Consider the following 13,059-nt stretch of genomic DNA (forward strand, 5'->3'; position numbering starts at 1 on the left):
ACCATGCGGGAGAAGACGTCGATGACGAAGGCCGCGTAGACCCAGCCGGAGAACGTTCTGATGTAGGTGATGTCAGCAACCCACAGCTGGTTGGGAGTAGTTGCGGTGAACTGGCGCTCGACCAGGTCGGCCGGACGGTCGGTCTCAGGGGCGGGACGGGTGGTGCGCGGGCTCTTGGCCCGGATCACGCCGCGAAGTCCGGCCGCTCTCATCAGGCGTTCGACGGTGCAGCGGGCCACCTCGACGCCTTCGCGGACCAGTGCGGCATGGACCTTGCGAGCCCCGTAGACGCCGTAGTTGTCGGCGTGGATGCGTCGTATCTCCTCGGTGAGCTGCTCGTCGCGCAGACTGCGGGCCGACGGCGGGCGGGAGTGGGCGGCGTAGTAGGTGCTCGACGCGATCGGCGCGTCCGTCTCGGCGAGGACGTCGCAGATCGGCTGGACGCCGAACGTCTCCTTGTACTGGTCGATGTAGGCGACCTTCATCGCAGTGGACGGTCCAGCTCCGCGGCGAAGAAAGCCGAGGCGGACTTCAATATCGCGTTCGCCCGCCGCAGTTCCTTCACCTCCCGCTCCAGCTCCGCGATCCGCGCGGCCTCCGGGTTGGTCGTGCTGGGCACGACACCCGAGTCAATCTCGGCCCGCTTGACCCAGCCGCGCAGGGCCTCGGGGTGCACGTTGAGCTGGTCGGCGATCCGCTTGATCGCTCCGGCCCTGCCGGCGGGGTCCTTACGAGCCTCGATCGCCAGCCGCGTCGCACGCTCACGCAACTCGTCGGGGTACTTACGGGGAGCAGCCATAATCGGCATCCTTCCGGGTCTTCGATGTCTCCATCAAACCCGGTGCGATTCACGCTCTCGTCTGGCTCCGCCGTGGATATCCGGTCCTGCCCGTGGTTCCCCGCTCGATCGGGCACGGGAGGGGCACGCAACATGACGCTGGGCCGGAGTGAGGCCTACAGCTTGTCGTCGCGTTCCAGGATCAGGCTGATCGAGCCGTCTTCGAGATTGATGCCGCTCTCAAGGTGCTCGTGGTAGCCGTCCCTGAGTTCGGGATCAGCGAGAGCCATGAGCCGCTCAGCCAGGTCCCGCAACCCTGCGGCATTGGCCGCAACGGTGATTTCGGTCGCTGAGCCGTACACCTTGATCCGGGGTTCATCCATGCGGCCACGCTATAGCGGGTCTTCACCACCACCCCCAACCCACCACTCACCCCAGCTCCCATCCCGTCCGCCTTCGACCCACACACCGTGGAGCGGGCGTGGTTCAGGGCGTCAAGGTGGAGCGCGCCACTGTACGAACGACCTTGACGCCCTGGGCCGCGACTGCTCGGCTTTGCCTGGGTCGAAGGTGGTCGGGATGGGAGCCCACGACGCCCGCCACGAATCTGCCGGCACTCGCGAACGGCGCCCCATCCATCCCGGAGTCTGAGCGCCCCCGCCGGAGGCATGTCTTGAAGCCGCGGGCTTGGTTCCCGACTCATGCCCTCGGGCCTACACAGCGGGCGCGCGGCGGCGGCGGCAGCGCCGAGCGGGCCGAAGGCAGGAGCGCGGGCGCAGCCAGAGCCGGAAAGCGCGCCCGGCGGAGCGGAGCGCAGCCGGGTGCCTTGATGAGGTAGAGAAACCTGTAACAGCTCTCGGCGGCGATCAAACAGAGGGCGAATCGGTGGCCAGGAGGCGGCTGGTGAAACCGGCTTGGCGGAGTCGCTGATACGCCTCGGCTACGTCGGCAGGTACGGGCTGACGGATCATGAATCCCTGATCCGGATAGATCATCAGACGCTGTAGTGCGCCCGTAAGCATGTCGATCACCAGGCGTGCGTCACCGATGGAGTCGACGTACTCGTCCAGAGTCATCGGTGTCGAAGCGCTGACGATCTCGACCTCGGGCCACAGCTTGCGGGCAGTGGCGTATGCCCGCCGTTCCTCGTAAGGCTTGCTGATCAGCAGGACAGAAGCCACTTCGACGCCCCCCTCCTCCAGCAGTTCTCGCGAGAAGCGGATGTTCTCACCCGTGTTGCGCGCCCTCGGCTCCACGAGGATGGCTGAGCTGGGCACGCCCAGTTCGAGTGCCCGCTCTCGGTAATGGACTGCTTCGCCGCGGGGCATCCGCTCTTGGGTCGTGGGGCTCGTGGCTCCGGTGAAGAGCAGTAGCGGCACCAATCCCCGCTGATACAGGTCGGCCGACGTCTCCGCTACTCCCAGGTCATGGCTGCCGAGCCCGATGGCAGCGGAGCAGGGTTGCAGAGCGTGGCCCATTTGGTGGTAGTCCCAGATGCGCCGAGCGTCGGCCCAGTCCTGTGCAGAGATCACTGTCAGCCTTCCTTGTCACTCGCGGAATCAGGTACCTGGAAGTCGTATTCCCAGGCGAAACGTGATGCCGCGTGCACCCCGATGGCGAACTCCACCACCGTGCCGTCAGCTGTGAACGTCGTCCGGTGTAGTTCAACAACTGGCTCTCCGGGAGGCAGCTGGAGAAGCCTCGACTCGTCCGGGGTGGCGGCCCGAGCGAAGATCCGCTCTCTCATGTGGTCGATCTCGTAACCGGCGTCGTACAGCACGCGGAATCCTCCGCCCCGGCCGGCAGGCCCGGGAGTTGGGTCAACGATGCGGGTTCCCTCGACGTGTTCGGGCCGGTAGTAGCTCGTCAAAGTGTGGGTGGGCTGCTCGCCTTCCTTCACAAGCCGCGCTCGCGCGTACACCTCAGCTCCCTCGGGGAGGCCGTGAGCTGCCGATACGGCGGGGGGAGCCTCCACACGGCTGACAGTCTGAGTCTGTTCGTTCCGGCGGTAGGCGCGTCCACTTGCCACCCGATCCGCGATGAACGCCACTTCGTCGCCATCGCGCCACTTGGCCTTGTCGTATCGAGCGATGCCGAGTCGCTTGAGGGGAACTTGCTGGCGCACGACTGTGCCGTGACCGCGGGATGAAGTGACCAGACCCTCTGCCTCGAGAGCCTTGTAAGCGGCATGGACGGTGGATTTTGAACCCTCGCCCGCCTCCACAAGCTCCCGGATGTGCGGAAGCTGCGCGCCCGGAGCGTAGTCACCGCCCCTGATCTGCTCGGCCAGCTTGTCTGCCAGCTCTCGCCACTTGGGCGCCATCCCGAACCCCTCTCGTCAGAACCAAGTCAAGCACAGTCCCAGGACTGTTGACAGTCTCGAGACTACGGTCCATCATCTTACTCAGCGGCCCGCAGTCCTAGGACAGCGGGCTTCCGGGGCCCTTCTTTGGGTTGCTCCACATCCATCCAGGGAGTATCAGATGCCGTCGTTCAAGATCGATGTTTCGTCCGCTGTCGTGTTCGTTGCGACGCCTCCGACTCCGAAGCTCGTGAGCAAGCAGACTGGTGAGATCGCGGTGGACCGTGAGACTGGCGCCCCGCTCGCGACGGTGGGTCTGCTGATCTCGGATGAGGGGGAGGGCAACCTCTACCAGGTGACGGTGCCGAGCACGGGGGTGCCGGAAAACCTGGTCCCGGGGACGCCGGTGACGGTGGTCGGGCTCAAGGCGCGGGACTGGGAGAACACGTTCAACGGTCAGACCCGGCACGGGATCAGCTTCCGCGCGGTGGCCATCACGGCGGGTGCCTGATCATGTCGGACCTGTCCACGGTGATCGAGGTGGCGGGGGCCTTATCGGCTGTCGGCGGTCTCGGCTATGCGAAGGTTCGCGCTCCTCGCGTGTTCTGGTCGCTGGTCGGTCTGCCGGTCGCCCGGGTCCGCTTCGCCGCCACGTACCGCTCGACGATGGATGTGTGTGGGCTGACGGTTCAGCCGTCCCGCCTGCGGGCGTTCATGGTCCGCAACGTGGCCCGCCGCCCCGATGTTCAGCCGGTCCCGCCGCGCGTTCGCCGGGTCCGCGGCTCGGCCACCGGCATGCGGGTCACCCTGCGTCTGCCTGCCGGCCTGGAACCCGCCGACGTCGCCGCGGCCTCCGAGCGTCTGCGGCACGCGTGGGGCGTCCACTCCGTGCACGTCGTCGAGATCAAGCCCGGCTTCGTCGAGCTCCGCATGACCGGCTATGACGTCCTGCGCCGGGTGAACATGCCGCGCCGCCTGCCCCGAAAGCTCACCGCCGGCCCGTTGGTCGTCCCGGTCGCGTTGCGGGAGGACGGAACCGCGTTCGTCCGCGACTACCAGAAGATCCCGCACAGCCTGACTCTGGGCGCGAACCAGTCGGGCAAGTCGATGTATCAGCGCAACCTGATCACCGGGCTCGCAAAGCTCCCGGTGGGCTTGGTCGGGATCGACTGCAAGCGCGGCGTCGAGCAACGCGGGTTCGCACCGCGCCTCTCCGCTCTCGCGGTCACCCCTGATGAGGCATCGGACCTCCTCGCGGTTCTGGTTCAGGAGATGGAAGACCGCTTCAACACCCTGAGCGCACACGGCGTCTCGGACCTGTGGGACCTGCCGGCCAAGGTACGGCCGGTTCCGCTCGTGGTGCTGGTGGACGAGGTGGCGGAACTCTTCCTCGTCGCCGCGAAGAAGGACGAGGAACGCCGCGACCGCATGGTCATGCACCTGGTGCGCCTCGCGCAGATGGCCCGTGCGGTCGGGATCTACCTGGAAATCTGCGGACAACGCTTCGGCTCCGAACTCGGCAAGGGCGCCACCATGCTCCGCGCTCAACTCACCGGCCGTGTCGTCCACCGCGTCAACGACAAGCAGACCGCCGACATGGGCCTCGGTGACATCGCCCCCGAAGCGGTCTTCGCCGCAACCACCATCCCGCCGGATCGTCCCGGTGTGGCCGTGGCCGGCGACTCCTCCGGCGGCTGGACCCGCATCCGCACCCCCGAACTGAGTGCGTCTGCCGCCGTGGCCCTGTGCCACGAATACGCACACCTCACCCCCGACGTCCCGGCCCTGGCCCCGTTCCGCCCGGTCGTCCGCACCAAGCCAGCCCCGGCCCCGCCACTGGCCACCCCGGTACCGGCCACCGAGTAACACCCGCACTTCCCCCGGTTGGCGTGACCATCTCGCGCCAGGTCCCTACCCCGCCCATGCCTGGAACCGAAGGGAACCCCTCCCATGGCCACACGGACCAGCAAGCCCAAGAAGCCCCCCGCGCCCTCGGCCGAGCCGGCCGCCTGCAAGCCGTGTGGTGGGACCGGCAATGTCCCCACCACGGTGCGGGTCGGTCGTAAGCGCCGCACGGTCGGCCAGCAGGACGGTCTCTGCCTCAACTGCTTCGGTTCCGGCACCGACCCGGGCGCCTGACCCCCTGCCCCGGGTGCTGGGCGGTGACCACCACATCCCGCCCCGCCTCCGGCCCAACCCCCGAAAGGAGGTGACCCCGTGTCCCGCAAACTCCGCCTCGACGCCGTGCTGATCCAAGCCGTCATTGCTGGTGCGCTGTCCTTCTCGCACCTGCACGACCTTGCCGAAGCGGCCGGACAGGACGGCTGGAAGGCCTGGGCCTACCCGATCAGCGTGGACCTGCTCCTGGTCGCCGCCTGGCGCCGCATGCGCACCCACGCCGACAACCGCGCCGCCTGGGTCTGGTTCGTCATCGCTCTGGCCGCCTCGCTCGGCGCGAACATCGCGACCGCCGGACTCCTCGACCTCGACGACGTCCCGGCCTGGCTCCGCATCCTCGTCGCCGGCTGGCCCGCCCTCGCCTTCCTCGGCGGCACCCTCCTCGCCCACGCACCCGAATCGACCCCGGACATCGCGGTCGAGCGGGCTCCCGAACCCGCCCCTGAACTCCCGCCATCACCCGACCCCGACCCTGCTCCGGTCGCTGTACCAGCGCCTGCGCCGCCCGTGGCTGTTCCGCCGGCCCTGCTCGATCACGCCCGGAAGGTCGCGGACACGCATCACGCCACGACCGGCGCCCGGATCGATTCGGCCACCCTTCGCGCCCGCCTCGGCGTCCCCGCCCCGCTCGCGGACGCCATCAACGCCCAACTCGCCTGATCAGAAGGAGGTTTCGTCATGCCGCGTCCGAACTGCTTCACCGACGTCATCCGGATCGGCCCCGTTCAGGTCGGCACGCACTACGACGGCCGGGGCCGCACCAAGCACACCGCCGCCTGCACCGCCCCCGGCTGCAACTTCTCCGCCGACTACCACGGCCGGCCCGCCGCCGAACTCGCCGCCCGCACCCACCGCTGCAACCCCTGACAGGAGGTCCGCCCGTGTTCACCCCCAAGTACCCGACCCCGGACACCGCACCCACCCCGGACGCGTCCCTCGTTCAGCCGCTCACCGGCCTCGTCCACCCGCCGGCCTGCACCTGCCACCACACCACGGCGCCGGCCCCCGTGCCCGCCCCGGCCTCGACCGGCCGGCCCTCGATCCAGCTCACCCCTGGAGCCTTGATCGTCGCTGCCGCGGGCGGGACCGGCATGGTCCTCGTCGTCGGCACGGTCCTGGTCTCCATGCTCCTCGCGACGGCCATCACCGCCGCGTCCGTCGCGATCTGCGCGGTGGTCCTGCGCTCGCTCCTTAACCACCACCAGGGGCGGTGAGCGTCGTGGAACTGCCTGTCATCGCCGCCGCGTTACCCGCCTTCGGCTGGGCCCTGCACGGCAGCCTGCTCGTCCGCCGCCTGGCCACCGCCCGACGCGATCCGCTCACCGGGCTCCACACCCGCGCCGGCTGGACGACCCGCGCCGAACGCATCGCCACCCGCTCACCGCGGGCCGTGGCCCTCCTCGTGGACCTCGACGACTTCAAGGCCATCAACGACACCCACGGCCACGCAGCCGGCGACGCAGTCATCACCGCCACCGCCGCCCGCCTCGCCACCTGGACTACCCGGCACGGCATCACCGCCCGCCTCGGGGGCGACGAATTCGCCGCCATCGTCACCGACCCGGCCCACACCCCCGGAATCGCGGCTCTGCACAAAGCACTGCACCGCCCGGTCATCTACCGCGGGCTGACCATCCCGGTCTCCGCTTCGGTCGGCTTCTGCCACCTGGCAGACCTGCCCGTACGCACCCTCACCGACGCACTGTCCGCCGCTGACGCCGCGATGTACGCGGTCAAAGGCCGCGGGCGACGCAACAACACCCCGCGCCCTTAACAGCCCCCGGGGCGGCCTCGGTCGCCAAACTTCCGCCGCCCCGGGCGCATCAACCCATTCCAGATCCAACGGACCCGAAAGGGAGCTCCATCATGCCCGAGAACACCCGCCCCCGGCCGATCTGCGCCCACTGCGACGGCTTCCCCCAGGTGACCATCACCACCGGCCAGACCACCCCCACCGGCCAACGCCAGACCATCACCGCCGCCTGCCCCGCCTGCCGCGGCACCGGCCGCACCCTGCCCACCTGCTCCCACACCCGAGTCGGGGTGTGATCCCCATGGCCCTCCTGGACTGGAGCGACAAGAAGCACTTCGACCCCTCGGGCGACAAGCCCTGCGTCCTGTGCGACAAGCCCACCCCTCTGCGCTCCGACCGCGGAAAGCCGGTCCACAAGGTGTGCGCCGAGAACTGGATCGACAACCACCCGCCCAAGGAGAACAACCGGTGACCACCGCTGCCGCGGCGGGCCTGGACCCGGCCACCCTCGCCGACGTGCTGAGGGTGGCCGGGTCCCCCGGCTTCGACCGCTGGAACGAACAGATCCGCCGCACCGGAGGATGCGCCCAACCCATCCACCTCACCGGCGCCACCAAAACCACCGACCGGACGACCGGCACCCTCCTGCACCACTACACAACCGACAACGAGCCCGGCGGACGGTTACGCATCGCCTGCGGCAACCGCCGCGCCTCCCGCTGCCCTGCCTGCGCCTGGACCTACGCCGGCGACACCTACCACCTCATCCGAGCCGGCCTCACCGGCGACCCCGACAAAGGCACCCCGACGACGATCCGCGACCATCCGCGGGTCTTCGCGACCCTGACGGCTCCCTCATTCGGCGCGGTCCACAACCGTCCCGGAAACCGGCCCTGCCGATGCGGCACCCACCACCCCGACAACGCCTCAGAACTCGGGACTCCGCTCGACCCCGACCGGTACGACTACGCCGGCGCGGTGCTGTGGAACAACCACGCCTCCGACCTCTGGCGCTACTTCACGATCTATCTCCGCCGCGAAATCGCCCGCCGGGCTGGCCTCACTCAGAAAGCCGCCCGGGAACAGTCCAAGGTGTCCTTCGGGAAGGTCGCCGAGTACCAAAAGCGCGGTGCCGTGCACTTCCACGCCGTGATCCGCTTCGACGGACCCGACGGCCCCGACTCACCCCCGCCGGCCTGGGCCACCCTCGACCTGCTCGAAGACGCCATCCGCGCGGCTGCGGCCCGGGTTGAGGTCGTCGTGCCCGCGAACGAGGAAGCCGGCTTCCCCACGCCCTGGGTGCTCCGCTGGGGCACGCAGCTCGACGTCCAGCCCATCGGCGCCTTCGGCAACGGTGAAGACCTCACCGAACAGGCCGTGGCCTCCTACGTCGCGAAGTACGCCACCAAAGCGGCCGAGACCACCGGCACCGTCGATCACCGCATCGGCAACAAGGAAGCCCTGAACCTCCTCAACGTGTCCGATCACCCGCGGCGGTTGATCGAAGCGTGCCTGGACCTTCACCACGCCTATCCGGACCGCAAGCTTCGCGACTGGGCTCACATGCTCGGCTTCCGCGGCCACTTCTCCACGAAGTCGCGCAGGTACTCCACCACCCTCGGAGCCCTCCGGCAGGTGCGCGCCGACTACCGCGCCGCGCAGCAATGCGAAGCCCTCGGCCTGCCCGACCCGAATGACCACCCCGAAGCGACCACGCTCACCCTCGCGCACTGGGCATACGCCGGCCACGGCCACACACCCGGCGAATCCTGGCTCGCCGCCAACATCCACCGCGACATCCAACACAACCGCGACACCGCCCGCGAACACCGCGCCGAACTGCAAGACCAACTCGCTCTGGAAGGGGCCGACGCATGACCACCGCCACCGCCGAACTCCTCACCGTGCCTGAGGTCATGGCTCGGCTCAAGCTCGGACGCTCCACGGTCTACGACCTGATCCGCTCGCGCCGACTGACCTCCATCACCATCGGCCGGTCCCGGCGTATCCCGGCCGACGCCGTACGGGACTTCATCGTCAACGAGATCGAGGAGGCCGCCTGATGCCTGCTCAGCGCAAGCGCAACCCCAACGGCGCCGGCACCATCACCAAGCGAAAGGACGGTCGCTACCAAGCCGCGGTCTACGTCCTCCAGCCGGACGGCACCCGCGCCCGCAAGTTCGCCTACGGCAAGACCTGGGCCGAATGCGATACCAAGCGCCGCGAACTGCTCGCCAAGGTGGACCAGGGGGTCCCCGTTCCCACGCGGTCGGCCAAGCTCGCCGAGTGGCTGCCGTACTGGCTGGAGAACATCATCAAGCCGCGCCGTAAGCGCACGACATATGCGAAGTACGAGACGCACATCCGCCTCTACCTCGTCCCCATGCTCGGCTCGAAGCGCCTCGAATCGCTGAGCGTCGCTGACGTCCGGCGCTTCCTCGTCCGCCTGGAGCAGCGGACCACCGCGGCGACCGCCAAGGAGTCCCACCGTGTCCTGCGCACAGCGCTCACGGCGGCCTGCCGGGAGGAACTCGTCATGCGGAACGTGGCGACCCTTGTGGAACCGCCCTCGGCGGAAGCGCGGGACCTCGCCCCCTGGTCACTCGACGAGACCTTGACCTTCCTCACCGCGGCCCGTAAGGACCCGCTCTACGCGGCCTTCGTGCTCGCTATCGCGCTCGGCTTCCGCCGCGGCGAAATCGTCGGCCTCCGGTGGGAAAACGTGGACCTCGACAAGCGAGAGATCCGGGTCCGCACTCAGCGACAGCGTGTCCGCGGCGAGGCGTACGAGGACGACCCCAAGGGGCGGCGCCGGAAACAGACACTCCCCCTGCCTGCCCTGTGCGTGGCCCCGCTCCGCTGGGAACGGCTGCGGCAAGCCGCTCTGCGTAAAGCTGCCGGTGATCAGTGGGAGGAGACCGGCTACGTCTTCACTACCCGCACCGGCCGGCCGATCGAGCCCCGCAACCTGTATCGCTCCTTCACCCGCGTCGCGGCAACGGCCGGGCTCCGAGTGATCCGGCTGCACGATGCCCGTCACGGCTGCGCGACCCTGCTGACCGCCGCCGGCGTCCCGCCCCGCGTCGTGATGGAGATCCTCGGACACAGTCAGATCGCGGTCACGATGAACATCTACGCCCACGTCGTCCAGGACACGCAGCGCGAGGCCGTGAGTCACCTGGACCGCATGCTGAAGCGGCCGCGTCCCGACCGTGGGTGACCGCGCCCGTTGATGTCAGAAGTAGATGTCGAAGGCCCCCAACCATGATCGGTTGGGGGCCTTTGCACTGGTGGGCGCGGACGGTTTCGAACCGCCGACATCTGCTTTGTAAGAGCAGCGCTCTACCCCTGAGCTACGCACCCGTGGATGAGGGAACAGGTTACATGGCCCACAGCCCTGGTCGGCAATCCGGTTCTCGGGCCGGCCGACGGTTCCGTCCGCGGTTCCGAGGCGGCCGGCTGCCCTCGGCCGTCGGCCGAGACGGTGCTGCGGGGGATATCCCCACCCCGGAAACGGTAGCCGTCCGGATCCTCCCGGGGGGCGCGGGTGAATACGGTGGTGCCACACCGGCAGCGCACTCAGGGGGACCCGACGCCATGACGACGACCACGATCCGTACACGACGCACCACCGCCCTGGCGGCGACGGCCGGGGCGGTCCTGCTGGGCGCCGCGCTCACCGGGTGCGGGAGCGCGAACGCCGAGGGCGCCCCCGCCGAGCACAAGTCGTTCGCCTTCGGCGGGAAGTCGCTGACGATCGACGCGGCGAACTCGGCCCTGGATCTGGTGTCCGCCGACGTGGAGCGGATCGAGGTGACGCGCCGCGTCGACGGGTGGGCGGTGCTCGGCAGTGGGCCCGACCCCGTGTGGAGGCTGGAGGGGAACACCCTGCTGCTCGAGGTGGAGTGCCGCGCGATGATCAGCAACTGCGAGGCCCGCCACGAGGTGAAGGTCCCCCGTGGGATCGCCCTCACCGTGAAGGGGGACAACGGGACCGTCTCCGCGGAAGGTTTCGCCACGCCGCTGAAGATCGGCGCCGACAACGGGGGCGTCCACGTACGGGACGTCTCCGGAGCCCTGGACCTGCACGCCGACAACGGCACGATCGACGCCGAGCGGATCTCGGCCACGTCCGTGGTCGCCCGTGCCGACAACGGGTCGATCGATCTCGGCTTCTCCGTGGTGCCCGATCTCGTGGACACCGTCAGTGACAACGGGAGAGTCCTCGTGGACCTGCCGGCCGGGAAGAACGTGTACGCGGTCTCCGCGCAGGCCGACAACGGTGACGTCTCGGTGGACGTGCCCCGTAGCGAGAGCAGCGGGCACGTGGTGAAGGCGCGTAGCGACAACGGGGAAGTCAGGGTCCGAGAAGCGAACTAACGGGCCCGTGCGTTCGTCCTTACTGGTGGGAGAATGACCGGGCAGGACGAATCGGCACGGGAGAGGGATGTGACGGCGACACACACGCGGCCGCAGGCGAAAGCGAGTGTTGGTTCCGCTGTCAGGGACGTCCTGGCGCTGATGCTGCTGCCTGTCCCCCTGGCGGTGTCGGCCCTGCCCGGCGCCTTCGCCGGTGGGGGGACGCGCCGGTGGTTCGGGGGCCGTGGTGAGGGTCAGCGGGCCGATGCCCAGGCCGCCAAGGATGCCGCGGCCGCCGCGTTCTACGAGCTGGACACCGCGCAGCGCGATCTGCGGATCTCGATCGAGACGATCACCGCCGTGGACAGTTCGCCGCGCGCCCGTAAGGCTGTCGAGGACTTCGAGGCTCTCGGGCGGCGGATCGACGAGGTCAGTCATCTCTACATCACCGCGGTGGACGCCCATGATCTGGACCGGGACGATCTGCAGCCCTCGGCGGCGGCCGAGGCGAGGACCCAGCTGACCCGTGCCAAGGACGACCTCGTACGGGTCAAGGGCGAGCTCGACCGGTTCGCCCGGGGCCTGGGGACGCTGCTCAGCAGCGCCGAGACGCAGCTCGCCCGGCTCGCTCCCGCCGTCGAGCGGGCGCGTCAGGCGTTGCTCGGCGCGAGCAACGCCCTGGACGCGGTGCGCGCCTCCGGGTTGCGGGCGGATGATCTGGCGGCACGGCTGGCCGCTCTCGCCCCTGAGCTGACGAAGCTCAATCAGGGTGCGGGACAGCATGGTGTGCCGGAGACGCTCCAGCGTGCCGATCAGGTGCTGCGTGACGCGGAGGCGGTGCGTTCGGAGGCCGAGCGGCTTCCGGAGCGGGCCGCGGAGATCGACCGCAGGCTGGTGTCGCTGCGCACCAGGGCGCAGGCGCTGACGACGCGCGCCGGACAGGTCGAGCCGGTGCTCAGCGAGCTGCGGCGGCGCTTCTCGGCTGCCTGCTGGCAGGATCTCCAGGTGGTGCCCGAGCAGGCCGCCGTCAACGTCCGGCAGGCGGAGGAGAAGCTGGCGGAGGCCGCTGAGGCGCGCTCCGAGCAGCGCTGGCCCGATGCGACGTCCCGGCTGAGCACGGTCCGGGCCCTGCTCAACGCGACCGATGAGGCGGTGTCCGCGGCCGGTGACCGGCTGCGGCAGCTCGACGCGGTGGCGAAGAACCCGCAGGCGGAGATCGACCGCACACGGTTCGCGGTCCGTGACGCGCAGCGTCTCGCCATGGCGGGGCGCAACACCCCGGATCCGCGCCACGCACGCCCCTTGGACGACGCGGTGACGCGGCTGGAACGCGCGATCGCCGGACTGGAAGGGCGCCACCCCGACTACTGGCACTTCCTCACGGAGACGGATGCCGTGCGGCAGACGGCCACGCGGGTGGTCTCCACCATCCGTGAGGAGCGGGGAGCCGGCACCTGAGCCCCCGCCCGGCTGTCATCCCGGGCCCCGCCCAGGTGTCATCCGGGTCCCGTCCCAGGTGTGATCCGAGACCTCGCCTGGTCGGCACCTGAGCCCGTCCGCCCGCGCGTCGCGCGGGGCGCCCCGTTCCGGCCTCACCCGCGAGCCCCCACACCCCACACGCCCCCACACCCCACTCGCCCCCCACCCACGGCCCCGAGCGCCCCAGACTCCGCACCCCGGAGCCCGGGG

At 69.5% G+C, this 13,059-nt stretch carries 19 protein-coding genes and 1 tRNA gene; 14 read left to right on the forward strand and 6 right to left on the reverse strand.

The genetic code is table 11. The features are described from left to right. The 5 genes from ACFXOA_RS01425 to ACFXOA_RS01445 form a co-directional block, all read right to left on the reverse strand. Window positions 1-485, reverse strand: a 485-nt coding sequence (locus ACFXOA_RS01425; protein ID WP_385020726.1) for an IS3 family transposase, incomplete at its 3' end; no start/stop codon positions are given. Beyond that, entirely contained in the window at window positions 482-799 is a 318-nt protein-coding gene (locus tag ACFXOA_RS01430; protein WP_385020729.1) for a transposase, read from the reverse strand. The genes ACFXOA_RS01425 and ACFXOA_RS01430, both read right to left, overlap by 4 nt. 155 nt (window positions 800-954) lie before the next feature. After that, window positions 955-1,161 (reverse strand): hypothetical protein, encoded by a 207-nt coding sequence (locus tag ACFXOA_RS01435; RefSeq protein ID WP_385020732.1) that lies wholly within the window; start codon window positions 1,159-1,161, stop codon window positions 955-957. A gap of 483 nt (window positions 1,162-1,644) precedes the next feature. Further along, window positions 1,645-2,310: a YdcF family protein gene (locus ACFXOA_RS01440; protein WP_385020735.1), complete on the reverse strand. Its 666-nt coding sequence runs from the start codon at window positions 2,308-2,310 to the stop codon at window positions 1,645-1,647. 2 nt (window positions 2,311-2,312) lie between these two features. Then, complete coding sequence (locus ACFXOA_RS01445) at window positions 2,313-3,101, reverse strand: GntR family transcriptional regulator (RefSeq protein WP_385020738.1); 789 nt, start codon at window positions 3,099-3,101, stop codon at window positions 2,313-2,315. Between the two features lie 160 nt (window positions 3,102-3,261). On the opposite strand from ACFXOA_RS01445, the gene ACFXOA_RS01450 reads away from it, so the two are divergent. From ACFXOA_RS01450 to ACFXOA_RS01505, 12 genes are all read left to right on the forward strand, one after another. Continuing rightward, entirely contained in the window at window positions 3,262-3,591 is a 330-nt protein-coding gene (locus ACFXOA_RS01450; RefSeq protein ID WP_385020741.1) for a hypothetical protein, read from the forward strand. A gap of 2 nt (window positions 3,592-3,593) precedes the next feature. Further along, window positions 3,594-4,946: an FtsK/SpoIIIE domain-containing protein gene (locus tag ACFXOA_RS01455; protein ID WP_385020743.1), complete on the forward strand. Its 1,353-nt coding sequence runs from the start codon at window positions 3,594-3,596 to the stop codon at window positions 4,944-4,946. 84 nt (window positions 4,947-5,030) lie between these two features. Further along, entirely contained in the window at window positions 5,031-5,219 is a 189-nt protein-coding gene (locus ACFXOA_RS01460) for a hypothetical protein (RefSeq protein WP_385020746.1), read from the forward strand. Window positions 5,220-5,297: 78 nt separating this feature from the next. Next, a complete protein-coding gene (locus ACFXOA_RS01465) occupies window positions 5,298-5,918 on the forward strand; it encodes a DUF2637 domain-containing protein (protein WP_385020749.1) in 621 nt (206 codons plus the stop codon). A gap of 18 nt (window positions 5,919-5,936) precedes the next feature. Continuing rightward, window positions 5,937-6,125 carry a mobile element transfer protein gene (locus ACFXOA_RS01470; RefSeq protein WP_385020752.1) on the forward strand — a complete coding sequence of 63 codons (189 nt, stop codon included), beginning with the start codon at window positions 5,937-5,939 and terminating at the stop codon, window positions 6,123-6,125. A gap of 14 nt (window positions 6,126-6,139) precedes the next feature. Next, window positions 6,140-6,472 carry a SpdD protein gene (locus ACFXOA_RS01475; protein ID WP_385020755.1) on the forward strand — a complete coding sequence of 111 codons (333 nt, stop codon included), beginning with the start codon at window positions 6,140-6,142 and terminating at the stop codon, window positions 6,470-6,472. A gap of 5 nt (window positions 6,473-6,477) precedes the next feature. Next, complete coding sequence (locus ACFXOA_RS01480) at window positions 6,478-7,032, forward strand: GGDEF domain-containing protein (protein ID WP_385020758.1); 555 nt, start codon at window positions 6,478-6,480, stop codon at window positions 7,030-7,032. Between the two features lie 92 nt (window positions 7,033-7,124). Further along, window positions 7,125-7,307, forward strand: a complete 183-nt coding sequence (locus tag ACFXOA_RS01485; protein WP_385020761.1) for a hypothetical protein — start codon at window positions 7,125-7,127, stop codon at window positions 7,305-7,307. A gap of 5 nt (window positions 7,308-7,312) precedes the next feature. Further along, window positions 7,313-7,483 (forward strand): hypothetical protein, encoded by a 171-nt coding sequence (locus ACFXOA_RS01490; protein WP_385020763.1) that lies wholly within the window; start codon window positions 7,313-7,315, stop codon window positions 7,481-7,483. Beyond that, window positions 7,480-8,889 (forward strand): replication initiator protein RepSA, encoded by a 1,410-nt coding sequence (repSA, locus tag ACFXOA_RS01495; RefSeq protein ID WP_385020766.1) that lies wholly within the window; start codon window positions 7,480-7,482, stop codon window positions 8,887-8,889. The genes ACFXOA_RS01490 and repSA overlap by 4 nt, the downstream gene beginning before the upstream one ends. Beyond that, window positions 8,886-9,074 (forward strand): helix-turn-helix domain-containing protein, encoded by a 189-nt coding sequence (locus ACFXOA_RS01500; RefSeq protein ID WP_030075792.1) that lies wholly within the window; start codon window positions 8,886-8,888, stop codon window positions 9,072-9,074. Before repSA ends, ACFXOA_RS01500 begins: the two co-directional genes overlap by 4 nt. Further along, complete coding sequence (locus ACFXOA_RS01505; protein ID WP_385020769.1) at window positions 9,074-10,231, forward strand: tyrosine-type recombinase/integrase; 1,158 nt, start codon at window positions 9,074-9,076, stop codon at window positions 10,229-10,231. Before ACFXOA_RS01500 ends, ACFXOA_RS01505 begins: the two co-directional genes overlap by 1 nt. 68 nt (window positions 10,232-10,299) lie before the next feature. Here ACFXOA_RS01505 and ACFXOA_RS01510 read toward each other — a convergent pair. Next, window positions 10,300-10,374 (reverse strand) — tRNA-Val (locus ACFXOA_RS01510). A gap of 234 nt (window positions 10,375-10,608) precedes the next feature. Between ACFXOA_RS01510 and ACFXOA_RS01515 the strand changes: the two genes are divergently transcribed. Both ACFXOA_RS01515 and ACFXOA_RS01520 read left to right on the forward strand, forming a co-directional pair. Then, window positions 10,609-11,391: a DUF4097 family beta strand repeat-containing protein gene (locus tag ACFXOA_RS01515; protein ID WP_385020772.1), complete on the forward strand. Its 783-nt coding sequence runs from the start codon at window positions 10,609-10,611 to the stop codon at window positions 11,389-11,391. A 69-nt stretch (window positions 11,392-11,460) separates the two neighbouring features. Beyond that, window positions 11,461-12,828: a hypothetical protein gene (locus ACFXOA_RS01520; RefSeq protein WP_385020775.1), complete on the forward strand. Its 1,368-nt coding sequence runs from the start codon at window positions 11,461-11,463 to the stop codon at window positions 12,826-12,828. The last annotated feature ends 231 nt before the right edge of the window (window positions 12,829-13,059 follow it).

The sequence above is a fragment of the Streptomyces sp. NPDC059166 genome (assembly GCF_042755185.1).
Taxonomy (GTDB): Bacteria; Actinomycetota; Actinomycetes; order Streptomycetales; family Streptomycetaceae; genus Streptomyces.